Annotated in this window: 10 protein-coding genes; 7 read left to right on the top strand and 3 right to left on the bottom strand. The window is 72.4% G+C overall.

All coding sequences use genetic code 11. The features are described from left to right. Positions 1 to 169: 169 nt before the first annotated feature. Genes CCO02nite_RS05910 through arfB form a run of 3 tightly spaced genes read left to right on the top strand, consistent with a single transcriptional unit; the run spans position 170 to position 4,187 of the window. A complete protein-coding gene (locus tag CCO02nite_RS05910; RefSeq protein ID WP_146842216.1) occupies positions 170 to 2,026 on the top strand; it encodes an ABC transporter transmembrane domain-containing protein in 1,857 nt (618 codons plus the stop codon). Further along, positions 2,023 to 3,762, top strand: coding sequence for an ABC transporter ATP-binding protein (locus tag CCO02nite_RS05905; RefSeq protein ID WP_146842215.1), 1,740 nt, complete (start codon positions 2,023 to 2,025; stop codon positions 3,760 to 3,762). The genes CCO02nite_RS05910 and CCO02nite_RS05905 overlap by 4 nt, the downstream gene beginning before the upstream one ends. Continuing rightward, entirely contained in the window at positions 3,759 to 4,187 is a 429-nt protein-coding gene (arfB, locus tag CCO02nite_RS05900; protein ID WP_146842214.1) for an alternative ribosome rescue aminoacyl-tRNA hydrolase ArfB, read from the top strand. Before CCO02nite_RS05905 ends, arfB begins: the two co-directional genes overlap by 4 nt. Positions 4,188 to 4,228: 41 nt before the next feature. On the opposite strand, the gene CCO02nite_RS05895 is transcribed toward arfB, so the two are convergent. Both CCO02nite_RS05895 and CCO02nite_RS05890 read right to left on the bottom strand, forming a co-directional pair. Further along, positions 4,229 to 4,660, bottom strand: coding sequence for a hypothetical protein (locus tag CCO02nite_RS05895; protein ID WP_146842213.1), 432 nt, complete (start codon positions 4,658 to 4,660; stop codon positions 4,229 to 4,231). Between the two features lie 29 nt (positions 4,661 to 4,689). Continuing rightward, on the bottom strand, positions 4,690 to 5,511 hold the full coding sequence (locus CCO02nite_RS05890; RefSeq protein WP_246117377.1) for an SURF1 family protein: 822 nt from the start codon (positions 5,509 to 5,511) through the stop codon (positions 4,690 to 4,692). A gap of 256 nt (positions 5,512 to 5,767) precedes the next feature. Here CCO02nite_RS05890 and CCO02nite_RS05885 point away from each other — a divergent pair, with 256 nt between their 5' ends. From CCO02nite_RS05885 to CCO02nite_RS05870, 4 genes are all read left to right on the top strand, one after another. Next, the gene (locus tag CCO02nite_RS05885; RefSeq protein ID WP_146842212.1) at positions 5,768 to 8,245 is read left to right on the top strand and encodes a phosphoketolase family protein; all 2,478 of its coding nucleotides are present in this window, start codon (positions 5,768 to 5,770) and stop codon (positions 8,243 to 8,245) included. Between the two features lie 148 nt (positions 8,246 to 8,393). After that, on the top strand, positions 8,394 to 10,487 hold the full coding sequence (gene pta, locus CCO02nite_RS05880) for a phosphate acetyltransferase (protein ID WP_146842211.1): 2,094 nt from the start codon (positions 8,394 to 8,396) through the stop codon (positions 10,485 to 10,487). Continuing rightward, positions 10,484 to 11,692, top strand: coding sequence for an acetate/propionate family kinase (locus CCO02nite_RS05875; RefSeq protein ID WP_146842210.1), 1,209 nt, complete (start codon positions 10,484 to 10,486; stop codon positions 11,690 to 11,692). The genes pta and CCO02nite_RS05875 overlap by 4 nt, the downstream gene beginning before the upstream one ends. A 120-nt stretch (positions 11,693 to 11,812) precedes the next feature. Then, complete coding sequence (locus tag CCO02nite_RS05870) at positions 11,813 to 13,483, top strand: cation:proton antiporter domain-containing protein (protein ID WP_186812591.1); 1,671 nt, start codon at positions 11,813 to 11,815, stop codon at positions 13,481 to 13,483. 12 nt (positions 13,484 to 13,495) lie between these two features. On the opposite strand, the gene CCO02nite_RS05865 is transcribed toward CCO02nite_RS05870, so the two are convergent. Then, positions 13,496 to 15,145 (bottom strand): succinic semialdehyde dehydrogenase, encoded by a 1,650-nt coding sequence (locus CCO02nite_RS05865; RefSeq protein ID WP_146842208.1) that lies wholly within the window; start codon positions 15,143 to 15,145, stop codon positions 13,496 to 13,498. Positions 15,146 to 15,299 lie beyond the last annotated feature (154 nt).

Genomic DNA, 15,299 nt, shown 5'->3' with positions numbered 1-15,299 from the left:
CGCCGCCCGGAGCACGTCCCGTCCCGCGTCCGGTCCTCGGCCGCGGGTTCGTCGGGCTCGTCGTCCGGCCCGTCGTCGGTCTCGTCGGCGGGCTCGTCGTCGGGCTCGTGGAAGGAGATCCGGAAATCGATTCGAGCCGTGTCGGTACCCCCACGTAACGTTGACGTCCGTGCGCTCCCTCCCCCTCGACGATCCCGGTACCCCGCCGCTGACGGGGCCGATCGCGTACCTGTGGTGGGTCGCCCGCCGGCAGTGGGGCATCATCGCGGCCTCGATCGCGCTCGGGACCCTGATGTTCGCGTGCCAGGCCACGCTCCCGTACGTCACCGGCTACGCGATCGACTCCGGGCTCGCGCACGGCTTCGGCTCGGACCTGTGGCGGGCCGCCGGCGCCATGCTCGCGCTCGGCCTGGTGTCCGCCGCGGCCTCGGCGATCGGCCACCGTTACGACGTCGAGAACTGGTTGCGGGCCTCGCTCACGTCGTCGCAGCTCGTCGGACGCACGGTCTCCCACTCGGGCCACACGATCACGGCCGAGCTGCCCACGGGTGAGGTCGTCTCGGCGGTCGCGAACGACGCGCTGCGGGTCGGCGAGCTCTTCCACGTGGTGGGCCGGTTCGTCGGGTCGATCGCGGCGTACGGGATCGCGGCGGTCGTCATGCTGCGGATGTCGCTGTCGCTCGGCCTGATCGTCCTGCTCGGCCTGCCGACGGTCACGGTGTGCCTCGGGCTGCTCGTCAAGCCGCTGCAACGTCGCCAGGTCGCGCAGCGCGAGGCGTCCGGCCGGCTCACCACGCTCGGCTCGGACACCGTCTCGGGGCTGCGGATCCTGCGCGGCATCGGCGGCGAGGCCGTCTTCACCGCCCGCTACCGGCGCCAGTCGCAGGTCGTGCGGGCCAAGGGCGTGGACGTCGCGGCCACGCAGTCGTGGCTCGACGCGCTGCAGGTGCTCCTGCCGGGCGCGTTCGTCGTCCTGCTCATCTGGTACGGCGCGCACCTGGCGCTCGCGGGGGACATCACGGCGGGCCAGCTCGTGCAGACGTACGGCTTCGCGGCGTTCCTGTCGTGGCCGGTGCAGCAGATGACGATGATGCTCCAGTCGGCCACGCGTGCGCACGTGGGCGCGGGCAAGGTCGTCAACGTGCTGCGGGTCGTACCTGCGACGGGGGCCACGCCGCCCACGGCGCCGACCCCGCCGGCGCACGTCCCGCTCGTCGACGAGACCAGCGGCGTCGTCGTGACGCCCGGCGTGGTCACCGCGCTCGTGTCGGCCGACCCGAACTCGGCCGCCGAGGTCGCCACGCGCATGGGGCGGTTCGACGACGACGCGGAGGCCGCGACCCCGGTCCGGCTGGGCGGCGCTCTGCTGTCGACGCTGGACAAGGCCGACGTGCGCGAGCGCATCGTGCTCGCCGAGGCGACGCCGCACCTGTTCTCCGGGACGCTGGGCACCGAGCTCGACGTGCACGGGGCCGGCGACGTGGAGCGACTGCTCGCCGCCATCGCCCTCGCGGACGCGCACGACGTGCTGGAGTCGGTTCCCGACGGCCTGGACGGCGAGCTGCCCGAGAAGGGTCGCTCGCTGTCGGGCGGCCAGCGTCAGCGGGTCGCGCTCGCCCGGGCGTTGCTGCTCGACCCCGAGGTGCTGCTGCTCGTCGAGCCGACGTCGGCCGTCGACGCCCACACCGAGGCGCGCATCGCCGCCCGGCTCGCGGACGCCCGCCGTGGCCGCGCGACGCTCGTCGTGACAGCGTCCCCGCTGGTGCTCGACCACGTCGACGAGGTGCAGCTCCTGGTCGACGGCCGCGTGGTCGCGACCGGCACGCACGCGGGCCTGCTCGCGGGCGACGGGCCCTCGTCAGACACGTACCGCCGCGTGGTCGGGCGCAACCTCGACGACGAGGGCGACGAGGACGCGGGCATCGACGAGCCGGTCGGCGAACAGGACGACGACCCGCTCTCCGACGAGGCCTTCGACCGGCTGCTCGACCTCGACGACGCCGAACCGTCAGGAGGAAGGCCGTGAAGCTCCCCATCGCGGACAGCGCCGCGGTGCGCGCGTACGCAGGCCGCCTGCTGCGCACGCACCGGCACCCGCTCGTGGTCATCGCGACCCTGCACACGCTCGCCGCGATCGCCGGCCTGGCCGGACCCTGGCTGCTGGGCCGGCTCGTCGACGGCGTCACGCAGGGCACCACCGCGAGCTACGTCAACACCCTGATCGCCTTCGGCGCGGCGGCGGTGCTCACGCAGACCGTGCTCATCCGGTTCGCGCAGCGCACCTCGATGGTCTTCGGCGAGGAGGTCTTCGCCGAGCTCCGCGAGGAGTTCATCGAGACCGTCACCGGGCTGCCGCTGTCGACCGTCGAACGCGCCGGCACGGGCGACCTGGTCGCTCGCACGACGAACGACGTGAACAAGCTCCAGCACGCGGTGCGCTTCGGTGTGCCGCGCGTGCTCGTCGCGGTCGTGACGATCTCGCTCACGGTCGTCGCGTGCGTGGTGCTCTCCCCGCTCGTCGCGGTCGCGATGTTCGTCGGCGTGCCGGTCATGCTCGTCGTCGTGCGCTGGTACCTGCGCCGGGCCACCCCGGCCTATCAGCGGGAGTCCGCGGCGTACGCGCTGCTCAACGGCACGATCACGGAGTCGGTCGAGGGTGCGCGGACCGTCGACGCGCTGCGCCTGGGCCGGCGTCGTCAGGCCCGTGCCGACGCCGACCTGGCCGAGGCGTTCGACGCCGAGCGCGTCACGCTCAACCTGCGGACCGTGCTGTTCCCGGGCGTCGACTTCGCGTTCATCACGGCGCCCGTCGCGGTGCTGCTGTGGGGCGGCTGGCTGGCGTCCGAGGGCAGGGTCACGATCGGCGTGGTCACGACGATCGTGCTCTACACCTACCAGGTGGCCGGCCCGGTCTGGGAGCTCATCTTCTGGGTCGACGAGATCCAGGTCGCGACGACGTCGCTCGCCCGCATCGTCGGCGTCCAGCTCGTCGAGCCGGACCGCGAGAGCCGCGAGGCCGAGCCCACCGACGAGGACCTGAGCGCGCGCGGGCTGCGCTACGCCTACCGCGAGGGGCACGACGTCCTGCACGGGATCGACCTGGACCTGCGCGCGGGCGAACGGCTCGCGGTCGTCGGGCCGTCCGGCGCGGGCAAGTCGACGCTCGGCCGGATGCTCGCCGGCATCCACCCGCCCACCGGCGGAACGGTCGCCGTCGGCGGCGTGCCGCTGGTCGACCTCCCGCTCGACGAGCTGCGCGGCCACGTCGCGCTCGTGACCCAGGAGCACCACGTGTTCGTCGGCAGCGTCGCGGACAACCTGCGCCTGGCGGACGCCGAGGCCGACGACGACGCGCTGCGTCGCTCGCTCGAGGCGGTCGACGCGTGGGAGTGGGTGCAGGCGCTGCCCGACGGCCTGGCGACCGAGATCGGCTCGGGCGGCGCGCCGCTGTCACCCGCGCAGGCGCAGCAGATCGCGCTCGCGCGGCTCGTGCTGCTCGACCCGCACACGCTCGTCCTGGACGAGGCGACGTCGCTGCTCGACCCGCGCGCCGCACGGCACCTCGAACGCTCGCTCAACGGCGTGCTGGCCGGGCGCACGGTCGTCGCGATCGCGCACCGCCTGCACACGGCGCACGACGCCGACCGCGTCGCAGTCGTCGACGGCGGCCGGATCACCGAGATCGGTCCGCACGACGAACTCGTCGCGGCAGGCGGCGACTACGCCGCGCTGTGGCGCTCGTGGCAGCACGAGTCGCCGTGAGCGAGCCCCTCGCCCTGCGCGGGGGCGCCGTCCTCCCGGACGACGCCCTCTCGTGGCGCTTCTCCCGGTCCGGCGGACCGGGCGGCCAGTCGGTCAACACGACCGATTCGCGCGCCGAGCTGTCGGTCGATCTCACCGCCGTGCTCTGGGCGACGCCGGGTCAGCAGGATCGGGTGCGCGAGCGGCTCGCGCACCGGCTGCACGGCGACGTGCTCACGGTCGCCGCCTCCGAGCACCGGTCGCAGCTGCGCAACCGGGAGGCGGCCGTCCTGAGGCTCGTCGCGCTGCTCGACGACGCGCTCGCACCTCCGGGACCGCCCCGCCGCGCGACCCGCGCGAGCCGCGCCTCGCGCGTGCGCCGCGCCACGGCCGAGCGGCATCGCCGCGACGTCAAGGCGCTCCGCCGTCGCCCGCCGCTGAGCTGACCACGGGCCGACCATCGGCGGTCGGTCACCGAGACCGACGGTCAGGACTGGGTGTAGCGGGTCTCGATCTCGAGGAAGAACGCCCACACGAGGCGCATGAAGTCGTCGCGCCGGAGCACCACGTCGTCGCCGGGGTTCAGCCCCAGGACCGAACGCTCGGGGTCGAGCTTGATCTGCTTGTCCGCAAGCAGCCGGCCGTCGTTCGAGATGAACGACTCGGCCAGCAGCCGCACCTCGTTGAGCGCGTTGCCGTCCTTGCCCTCCTTGGCCCGCAGCCGGTGCACGAAGCGCAGCTCGAGGCTCTGGAGCAGCGCGGCGAAGTACGTCGGCTCGAATGCCTCGAGCACGTCGACCCCCGGCGTGCTGTCCGTCGAGAGCTCGGCGTAGAGCTGGTCCCATGCGGCCACCTGCGCCTCGATCTGGGCGCGGTAGTCGGCGACGGCACCGGCGTCGTAGGTCCCTTCAGCGAGCACGGCTGGCCCTCCCTCTCTCGGCTCCGACCCTATGACCCGGCGGGCGCGGGTGCAGCAGCGTCCCGAGGCTCGGATCGCGACCCGTCGTCGGACGCGTCACCGCGGGCCTCGTCGCGGACGAGCCGCAGCCACAGCAGCACGGCGAAGGCGCCGAAGATCCACCACTGGGCGGCGTACGCGAGGTTCTGGATGTTGAGCCCGGCGCCGGGGATGGTCGGCGGCTCGAGGAGCGCGATGTCGGCGGACTGCGCGGGATCGGAGCCCGAGACGACGAGGTAACCCGTGTAGATCGGCCCACCCCAGGCGGTGACGAGCTGGGCCGACGAGATCGCGTCGCTGCGGCCGTCGACGACCCCTGTCCCCGCCTGCTCGGCGGCCTGCAGGTAACCCTCGAGCCGGACCTCGCCCGCGAGCGGGACGTCGGCCTCGTCGGGGGTGGCGACCCAGCCGCGCACGACCGGCAGGACCGCCCCCGCCGCGGGTGCGGCGCCGCCCGCGTCGGTGACCCGCAGCGGCGTGAGGACCAGGTAGCCGGTCTCGTCCCCGTGCACCCGCTCGGGCACGAGCAGCTGACCGCCCGCGTCGTAGGTTCCGGTGACGGCCACCTTGCGGCCGACGAGGTCGCCACTGAACGAGGTCTGCGGGGCGAGCTCGTCGCCCAGCGGGACCGCCGCAGCGGCGGCCTGCTCGGCCTCGTGACGCTCCTGCGCGGCCTGTCCGCGCAGCTGCGCACGGTCGAGCTGCCACGCGCCGAGCAGCCCGCACACGCCCGCGGCGGCGAGCAGGACCAGCAGCAGCACGAGCATCCGCGGACGCACCGCGGCGCGCAGCATCGTCGTGGGCTCGGGCACGTCTCACGGTAACCCGCGAGACCGTGTGCGCGGCCCCGCACGACCGCCCGGCCCGCAGGCGCTGACCTGGGGCCGCACGCTCGTCGTGGACGTGCGATCGCTCACATCCAAGGTCGCGCGCGGGGGCCAGGATTGCGGTTGTATGGCAGGTGGTGAAGTGCGCCCCGTGGGCCTGACGTCCCACGGCCGCGTCGCACCGCAGGGTTGGCTGACGACGAGGCCGGTGCTGGACACCGGACGATCACGGGGAGCACGGATGAGCACCACGACGACCGCGCCGACGGCATGGCGTGCGGGCAGCGGTTCCACCCTCGACCAGGAGACGCTCGAGCGCATCGACAAGTGGTGGCGCGCCGCGAACTACCTGTCGGTCGGACAGATCTACCTGCTGGACAACCCCTTGCTGCGCGAGCCGCTGACGCGCGAGCACGTCAAGCCGCGCCTGCTCGGGCACTGGGGCACGACGACGGGGCTCAACTTCCTGTACGCGCACCTCAACCGCGTGATCAAGGAGCGCCTGCAGGACACGATCTACGTGATCGGCCCGGGCCACGGCGGCCCCGGTCTCGTCGCGAGCGCCTACCTCGACGGCACCTACACGAAGTACTACCCGGACATGACCGAGGACGACGAGGGCGTGCGCCGGCTGTTCCGGCAGTTCTCCTTCCCCGGCGGGATCCCGAGCCACGTGGCGCCCGAGACGCCCGGGTCGATCCACGAGGGCGGCGAGCTGGGCTACGCGCTGTCGCACGCGTACGGCGCGGCGTTCGACAACCCCGACCTGCTGGTCGCGACGATCATCGGCGACGGCGAGGCCGAGACCGGCCCGCTCGCGACGAGCTGGCACTCCAACAAGTTCGTCAACCCCGTGAACGACGGCGTGGTCCTGCCGATCCTGCACCTCAACGGCTACAAGATCGCCAACCCGACGGTGCTGGCACGCATCGACGACGACGAGCTCACCGACCTGATGCAGGGCTACGGGCACAAGCCGCACGTGTTCGTCGCCGGGTTCGACGACGAGTCGCACATCTCGATCCACGGCCGGTTCGCGACCATGCTCGACGAGGTGCTCGACGAGATCGCCGAGATCAAGCGGCGCGCGCACGACGGCGACGAGAGCCGCCCGCGCTGGCCGATGATCGTGTTCCGCACGCCGAAGGGCTGGACCGGCCCGGACTACATCGACGGCAAGAAGACCACGGGGAGCTGGCGGGCCCACCAGGTACCGCTCGCCAACGCGCGCGACACCCCGGAGCACCTCGAGGTGCTCCGGTCGTGGCTCGAGAGCTACCGCGCGCACGAGCTGTTCGACGACGAGGGCCGGATCGACCCGGACATCCGCGCGCTGGCGCCCGAGGGGCACCTGCGCATGAGCGACAACCCGCACGCCAACGGCGGGCTGCTGCTCAAGGACCTGCGACTGCCGGACTTCCGTGAGTACGCGGTCGACGTGCCCGTCCCGGGCGGGTCGATCAGCGAGGCGCCGCGCATCCTCGGCAACTGGCTCACCGACGTCATCCGGCGCAATCCGGACAACTTCCGGATCTTCGGTCCCGACGAGACCGCGTCGAACCGCCTGCAGTCGGTGTTCGAGGTCACGGACAAGCAGTGGAACGCCCAGTTCGAGGGCCCCGAGGTCGACGAGCACCTGGCCCGGGCGGGTCGCGTGCTGGAGATGCTCTCGGAGCACCAGTGCCAGGGCTGGCTGGAGGGCTACCTCCTGACGGGCCGGCACGGCCTGTTCAACTGCTACGAGGCGTTCATCCACATCATCGACTCGATGTTCAACCAGCACGCCAAGTGGCTCAAGGTCACCAACGACATCCCGTGGCGGCGGCCGATCGCGAGCCTGAACTACCTGCTCTCGAGCCACGTCTGGCGTCAGGACCACAACGGGTTCAGCCACCAGGACCCCGGCTTCGTCGACCACGTGATCAACAAGAAGGCGGAGGTCGTCCGGGTCTACTTCCCGCCGGACGCGAACACGCTGCTGAGCACGTACGACCACTGCCTGCGCAGCCGGCAGTACGTCAACGTCGTCGTGTCCGGCAAGCAGCCCGCGCCGAACTTCCTGACCATGGACCAGGCGATCGCACACTGCACGCGCGGTCTGGGGATCTGGGAGTGGGCGGGCACCGAGGTCGAGGGCGAGAAGCCGGACGTCGTGCTGGCCGCGGCGGGCGACGTCCCGACGCTCGAGGTGCTCGCCGCGGCGGACATCCTGCGCCGGGAGATCCCGGACCTCCAGGTCCGGGTGATCAACGTCGTGGACCTCATGCGCCTCCAGGACGCGCGTGAGCACCCGCACGGCCTGTCGGACAAGGAGTTCGACGGCCTGTTCACCGCGGACCGCCCGGTGATCTTCGCCTACCACGGCTACCCGTGGCTGATCCACCGCCTCACGTACCGTCGCAACGGGCACCAGCACCTGCACGTGCGCGGCTACAAGGAGGAGGGCACGACGACCACGCCCTTCGACATGGTCATGCTCAACGACCTCGACCGGTTCCACCTGGTGATCGACGTGATCGACCGCGTGGACCGGCTCGGCGCCGCGTACGCCGGCCTGCGCCAGCGCATGCAGGACGCCCGGCTGGAGGCCCGGGAGTACACCCGCACGCACGGGGACGACATCCCCGAGGTGCGCGACTGGGTCTGGCCCGACGCCCAGGACCAGGCCGACGCGAACATGGTCGACGCCACGATCTCGACCGGCGGAGACAACGAGTAGGGGACGACCTGGGGGCGGGCCGCAAGGTCCGCCCCCAGCCTCGTCCGGCACCACGCACGACCCGCAGGACCCCGCATGACCCCGCATCACCCCGTACCGCACCACACACCGCACCACCACACACCGCACGACCTGGGAGCAGCCCACCGTGGCCCGCAGCATCTACCTCACGTCCCCCGAAGGGGACACCGGCAAGTCCACCGTCGCCCTCGGCCTCGTCGACCTGCTGGCCCGCACCGTCCAGCGTGTCGGGGTGTTCCGCCCCGTCGCGCGCTCCACCGAGAGCAAGGACTACGTGCTCGAGCTCCTCCTGGAGCACGACGGCGTGGACCTGTCCTACGACGAGTGCGTCGGCACCACGTACGACGACGTGCACGCCGACGCGGAGGCCGCGCTGTCCCGGATCGTGTCGCGCTTCCACGCCGTCGAGCGCCGGTGCGACGCGGTCGTGGTGGTGGGCACCGACTACACCGACATCTCCTCCCCCACCGAGCTCGCGTTCAATGCACGCATCGCGGCCAACCTCGGCGCGCCCGTCGTGCTCGTCGTGAAGGGCCACCGGCGCTCCGCGAGCGAGATCGCACAGGTCGTCGAGGTCGCGACGAGCGAGCTGAGCGCCAACCACGCGCACATCGCCGCCGTCGTCGCGAACCGCTGCGCAGCCGACTCGCTCGACGTCGTCCAGCGGCTGCTCGACCAGCCGGGTCGTCCCGCGTGGGCGCTGCCCGAGAGCGCCCTGCTCAGCGCGCCGACGATGCGCCAGCTCAGCGACGCGGTGAACGGCACCCTGATCTCCGGCGACCCCGAGCTGCTCGGGCGCGAGGTGCTCGACATGCTCGTCGGCGCGATGGAGGTCGAGCACCTCCTGGGCCGGATCTCCGACGGCGCGGTCGTCATGACGCCCGGCGACCGGACCGACATCCTGCTCGGCCTGCTGCTCGCGCACCAGGCCGACGGGTTCCCGACGCTCGCGGGCATCATCCTCAACGGCGGCTTCCGCCCCACAAAGCCCGTGCAGCACCTCGTCGACGGCATCGGGTCACGGCTGCCGATCATCGCGACCGACCTCGGGACGTTCCGCACGGCAAGCACGGTCGCCGGGACCCGCGGGCGTCTCTCGTCGGACTCGCAGCGCAAGGTGGACCTCGCCCTGGCGCTGTTCGAGCGGCACGTCGACGGTCCCGCGCTGCTCGCGCGGCTCGACGTCGCCCGCCCCGACGTGGTGACGCCGCTGATGTTCGAGTACGGCCTGCTGGACCGGGCCCGCTCCGACCGCAAGCGCATCGTGCTGCCGGAGGGCAACGACGACCGCATCCTGCGCGCCGCCTCGACGCTGCTCGAGCGCGGCGTCGCGGACCTGACGATCCTCGGCGAGGAGAGTGCGATCCGCGCACGAGCGGCCGAGCTGGGCCTCGCGCTGGACGCGGCCGACGTCATCGACCCGCACGACCCGGAGTACGTCGAGAAGTTCGCGCCGGTCTACGCACAGCTGCGCGCGCACAAGGGCATGACGGTGGAACGCGCGCGGGAGATCGTGCCGTCCGTGTCCTACTTCGGCACGCTCATGGTGCAGCTCGGCCTCGCCGACGGCATGGTCTCGGGCGCACTGCACACCACCGCGCACACGATCAAGCCCAGCTTCGAGATCATCAAGACCGCGCCGGGCGTCTCGAACGTCTCGAGCGCGTTCCTCATGTGCCTCGAGGACCGCGTGCTGGTGTACGCCGACTGCGCGGTGATCCCGGACCCGACGGCCGAACAGCTCGCGGACATCGCGATCTCGTCGGCCGCGACCGCCGAGCAGTTCGGCATCGAGCCGCGCATCGCGATGCTGTCCTACTCGACGGGCGAGTCCGGCACCGGCGCGGACGTCGACAAGGTGCGGGCGGCGACCGCGCTGGTCCGCGAACGCCGTCCGGACCTGTCGGTCGAGGGCCCGATCCAGTACGACGCGGCCGTGGACGCGTCGGTGGCCAAGACGAAGATGCCCGACTCGGCCGTCGCGGGCCGGGCCACCGTGTTCGTCTTCCCCGACCTCAACACCGGCAACAACACGTACAAGGCCGTGCAGCGTTCGGCCGGCGCCGTCGCGATCGGCCCGGTGCTGCAGGGCCTGCGCAAGCCGGTCAACGACCTGTCGCGCGGCGCGCTGGTGCAGGACATCGTCAACACGGTGGCCATCACCGCCATCCAGGCCCAGGCCGAGCTCCCCACCACCACGACCCCGGAGGCCTCCGCATGACCACCGCACCCGCGCGCCGCAGCGTGCTCGTCGTGAACTCCGGTTCGTCGTCGATCAAGTACCAGCTCGTCGACCCCTCGGACGGCAGCGCGATCGCGTCCGGCATCGTCGAGCGCATCGGCGAGGGCGAGGGGACCGTCAAGCACGAGGTGGGCGACGCGGTCACGCGGCGCGAGCTGCCCGTGCCGGACCACGGCGCCGGCCTGCGCCTGGTGCTGAGCCTGTTCGACGAGGTCGGCCCGAGCCTGGCCGACGCCGGCATCGTCGCGGTCGGGCACCGCGTCGTGCAGGGCGGTCCGCTGTTCGACGGCCCGGTGCTGATCGACGCGCAGGTCGAGCGCCAGATCGACGAGCTGGCGCCGCTCGCGCCGCTGCACAACCCTGCCAACCTCACGGGTATCCGGGTGGCGCGCGAGCTGCTGCCGGACGTCCCGCACGTCGCGGTGTTCGACACCGCGTTCTTCCACCACCTGCCCGAGGCAGCCGCGACCTACGCGATCGACCGCGACGTCGCCGCGCAGTACCAGATCCGCCGCTACGGCGCGCACGGCACGTCCCACCAGTACGTCTCGACGGCCGTGGCCGAGTTCCTCGACCGCCCGCTCGAGCACACCAACACGATCGTGCTGCACCTCGGCAACGGCGCCTCCGCGTCGGCGGTGCGCGGCGGGCAGGCCGTGGACACGTCGATGGGCCTGACCCCGCTCGAGGGCCTCGTGATGGGGACCCGCTCCGGCGACATCGACCCGGCCGTGCTCATCCACCTCATGCGCAACGCCGACATGAGCGTCGACGACGTCGACGACCTGCTCAACCGCCGCTCGGGCCTCAAGGGCATGGCGGGCGAGAACGACCTGCGCGCGGTCCACCAGCTCGTCGAGGACGGCGACCCGGCCGCACGTACGGCGCTCGGCGTCTACACGCACCGGATCAAGAAGTACGTCGGCGCGTACGCCGCGGTGCTCGGGCGGGTCGACGTGATCGCCTTCACGGCAGGCGTCGGCGAGAACGACGACATCGTGCGGGCGCTCTCGCTCGCCGGTCTGGCACCACTCGGCATCGAACTGGACGTCGAGCGCAACGCGGGCCGCAAGAAGGTCCCGACGATCATCTCGACGGACACCTCACGCACGACGATCGTCGTCTACCCGACGAACGAGGAGCTCGCGATCACCCGCCTCACGCTGCAGGTCGTCGAGAGCTGACCCGCCGACCCGCGGTGCCCGGGAACGAATCGCGCCGGCTGACCGTCGGCGTGGGTTCTCGCCGGCGGCCGACAGGAGAGAATGGGCCCACCCGCACGGCACCGACGCGGGAGGAGGCACGTGCAGACAGCAGCCCTGTACCTCGCCGCGGCGCTCGCCGGCGGGTTGCTCGCCGTGCTCCTGCGGCTGCCCCCGCTCGTCGGGTTCCTCGCGGCCGGGTTCGCCCTCGGCGCCGCGGGCGCTCCGCACCTGCCGTACCTCGAGACGATCGCCCAGCTCGGGGTCGTCCTGCTGCTGTTCGCCATCGGCCTGAAGCTGGACGTGCGCACCCTGCTGCGCCGCGAGATCTGGCTCACGACGGTCGTGCACCTGGCGGTGAGCGTCGCGATCGCGTTCGGCTTCCTCGGCCTGCTCGCGGTGATCGGGTTCGGGTTCGTCGCCGACGAGTCGCTCGGCGCCCTGGCGCTCGTCGGGTTCGCGCTGTCGTTCTCGTCGACCGTGTTCGTCGTCAAGGTACTCGACGACCGGTCCGACACCACGGCGCTGTACGGCCGGATCGCGGTCGGCGTCCTGATCATGCAGGACGTCGCCGCCGTGATCTTCCTGTCGCTGTCGAACGGCGAGGCGCCGAGCCCGTGGGCGGTGCTGCTCGTGCTGCTGATCCCGGGCGCGTGGGTGCTGCACCGGATCTGGGACCGGGTCGGTCACGGCGAGCTGCAGGCGCTGTTCGGCGTGACCGTCGCGGTGGTGCTCGGGTACGGGCTGTTCGAGTACGTCGGCATCGACGGCGACGTCGGGGCGCTGTTCGTCGGGGTGCTGCTCTCGTCCCACCCGCAGGCGGGCGAGCTGTCGCGGTCCCTGATGACGTTCAAGGACCTCATGCTCGTGGCGTTCTTCGTGCAGATCGGGCTGCACGGCACGCCGCATGCGCTCGAGGTCGGTCTGGCGCTGCTGCTGCTGCTCCTGCTGCCGTTCCAGGTCGCCGCCTACGCGCTGGTGCTGTGGTTCATGCGGCTGCGCCGGCGCACGTCGTTCCTGGCCGGGCTCGTGCTGTCGAACTTCTCCGAGTTCGGGATCATCGTCGTCGCCGTCGGTGCGACGACGGACCTGCTCGACGAGCAGTGGGTCGTGGTCGTCTCGCTCGCGGTCGCCTTCAGCTTCGGGCTCTCGGCGATCGTCAACCGCCGTGGCGTCGAGCTCGCGACGAAGCTGTCGAGGCTGCTGCCCGCACGCGACTCCGACCGGCTGCACCCCGAGGACCGCCTGGTCGACATCGGCGACGCCGACGCGCTCGTGCTGGGCCTCGGCCGGGTGGGCGCCGCGACGTACGCGCGCCTGCGCGACGAGTACGGACTGTCCGTGGTCGGCGTCGAGCACGACCGCACGCGCGTCGCCGCGCTCGAGGACGAGGGGTTCGAGGTGGTGCGCGCCGACGCGACCGACCTCGAGTTCTGGACCCGCGTGCAGCGCGCGGGACGCGTCGAGGTCGCGGTCCTCGCGATGCCGTTCCACAACGCCAACCTCATCGCGCTGACCCGGCTCCAGGCGGCGGGCTTCACGGGTCGGGTCGCCGCGGTGGCGCGGTACGACGACGACGTCGCGGAGCTCCAGCGGCACGGCGCGGACGCCGTGTTCCACCTGTACGGGTCCGCGGGCTTCGCGCTCGCCGACCACGCCGCGGAGGTGCTGATGCGCGGCCGCGGTCGCGTACCGCCCGAGCGCCCGCCGGCCCGCCCGGGCGACGAACGCGACATCCTCGACCCTCTCAACCGCCGCCCCGAACCAGCCTGACGACGACGCGGATCAGGGGAGGCGGGCGGACTTCATCGCGCGCAGGAGCTCGGTGTAGACCTGGGGCCACACCTCCGGGCCCAGCTCGAACAGCCGGCGCAGGCCGATCGGCGGGACGAGGCCGCCGAGCAGGCCGTGCGCGCCACGCTGGACGGACACGGTCTGCAGCCTCGTCGTCTCCCACAGGCCCTCACGACCGTGCCGCACACCGATGCCCGACGAGCCGACGCCGCCCTGCGGCGCCGCGACCGAGCCCCACGTCGCGACGTAGCCCTCGTTGACGTTGACGGAGCCGGCGTGCACGCGACGCGCGAGCGCCGCACCACGGCGGCTGTCGGCGGTCCAGATGCTCGCGTTGAGGCCGAACTCGGTGTCGTTCATCGCTGCGACCGCCTCGTCGTCGGACGCGACGGGGTACAGCGCGACGACCGGGCCGAAGGTCTCCTCGCGGAACAGCCGCGCCTCGGGCGGGACGTCGGCCAGGATCGTCGGCTCGTAGAACCAGGGCCCGATGTCGCTGCGGTGCACGCCCCCCGCCAGCACGGTCGCACCGTGGCCGATCGCGTCCTCGACGTGCTCGACGACCGTCGCGAGCTGCGCGGCGGACGTGAGCGACCCGACGTCGCTGCGGTAGTCGAGCCCCGAGCCCAGCCGCAGTTCACGCGTGCGACGCACGAACGCGGCCGAGAACTCGTCGATCACGTCGCGGTGCACGTAGATGCGCTCGATCGACACGCACACCTGACCGGTCCCGACGAAGCACGCCCGCACGGCACCCTCGGCGGCGGTCTCGATGTCGACGTCCTCGGCGACGTACATCGGGTTCTTGCCGCCCAGCTCGAGCGTCGCGGGCACCAGGTGCTCCCCCGCGTGCGCCGCGACGAGCCGGCCCGTGCGCGTCGAGCCGGTGAAGCTGACGTGGTCGACGTGCTCGACGAGCGCGGCGCCGATCGTCCCGTCGCCGACGACCACCTGCAGCACATCGGCCGGCAGTCCCGCGTCCTCGAGCAGCTCGGCCGCCCACAGCGCGGTGAGCGCGGTCTGGGGGTCCGGTCGCAGCAGCACGGCGTTGCCGGCGACGAGCGCGGGCAGCACGTCGCCGAGCGTGAGCGTCAGCGGGAAGTTCCAGGGCGCGACGACGCCGACGACACCGACCGGGTGGCGCAGCACGGTCGTCGAGGTGAGCACCGGCACGACGCCCGCCGCGCGGCGCGGCGCGAGGTAGCGGCGGGCGCGCGCGGCGTAGTGCCGGGCGACGAGCGCGATGTCCGCGATCTCCTCGTACGCCGCGACGCGCGCCTTGCCGGACTCGAGCTGGATGAGGTCGAGCACGTCGCTCTGCCGCTCGAGCACCAGGTCGTGCACGCGGTCGAGCACCGCGGTGCGCGTGCGCAGCGGCGTGGCCCCCCACAGCCGCTGCGCGGCGCGGGCCTGCCGGGCGGCGCGCGCGACGTCGTCGGGCGTGGACAGCGGCACCGCGGCGATCGGCGCTCCCGTGAACGGCGCGTACGAGAGGTGGGTGGGCGCTCCCGGCGAGGACACCACGCGGCGCAGCAGCGTCGCGACGTCGTCGGGCTCGAGGACGTAGGTGGCGAGCGGGTCGTCCGGGTCGTGCAGCTGCGCCGAGCCGGGCTGAGGATCCTGGCCGTTCTCCTGCGACATCCCGTCAGCGTACGCGCGGCACCTCGGACGCCCCGGCACCACACGCACGTCCGGGATGCGGGCTGTGATCCGTCTGACGTTGGCGTCACGACGACGAGGTAATAAGGTGAGGCTCGCCTAATTGACGAGAGCACACCCCACCCGTGAGGACCCT

The organism is Cellulomonas composti (assembly GCF_007990245.1).
GTDB classification, from domain to species: Bacteria; Actinomycetota; Actinomycetes; order Actinomycetales; family Cellulomonadaceae; genus Cellulomonas; species Cellulomonas composti.
Note: the sequence above shows the minus strand (reverse complement) of the source record. Positions and strands in the feature narration are given on the sequence as shown.

Bases quoted from the DNA above. Each gene is read 5' to 3' on its own strand.
- CCO02nite_RS05885 (WP_146842212.1), top strand. From the start codon at position 5,768: ATGAGCACCACGACGACCGCGCCGACGGCATGGCGTGCGGGCAGCGGT.
- CCO02nite_RS05865 (WP_146842208.1), bottom strand. From the start codon at position 15,145: ATGTCGCAGGAGAACGGCCAGGATCCTCAGCCCGGCTCGGCGCAGCTG.
- CCO02nite_RS05875 (WP_146842210.1), top strand. From the start codon at position 10,484: ATGACCACCGCACCCGCGCGCCGCAGCGTGCTCGTCGTGAACTCCGGT.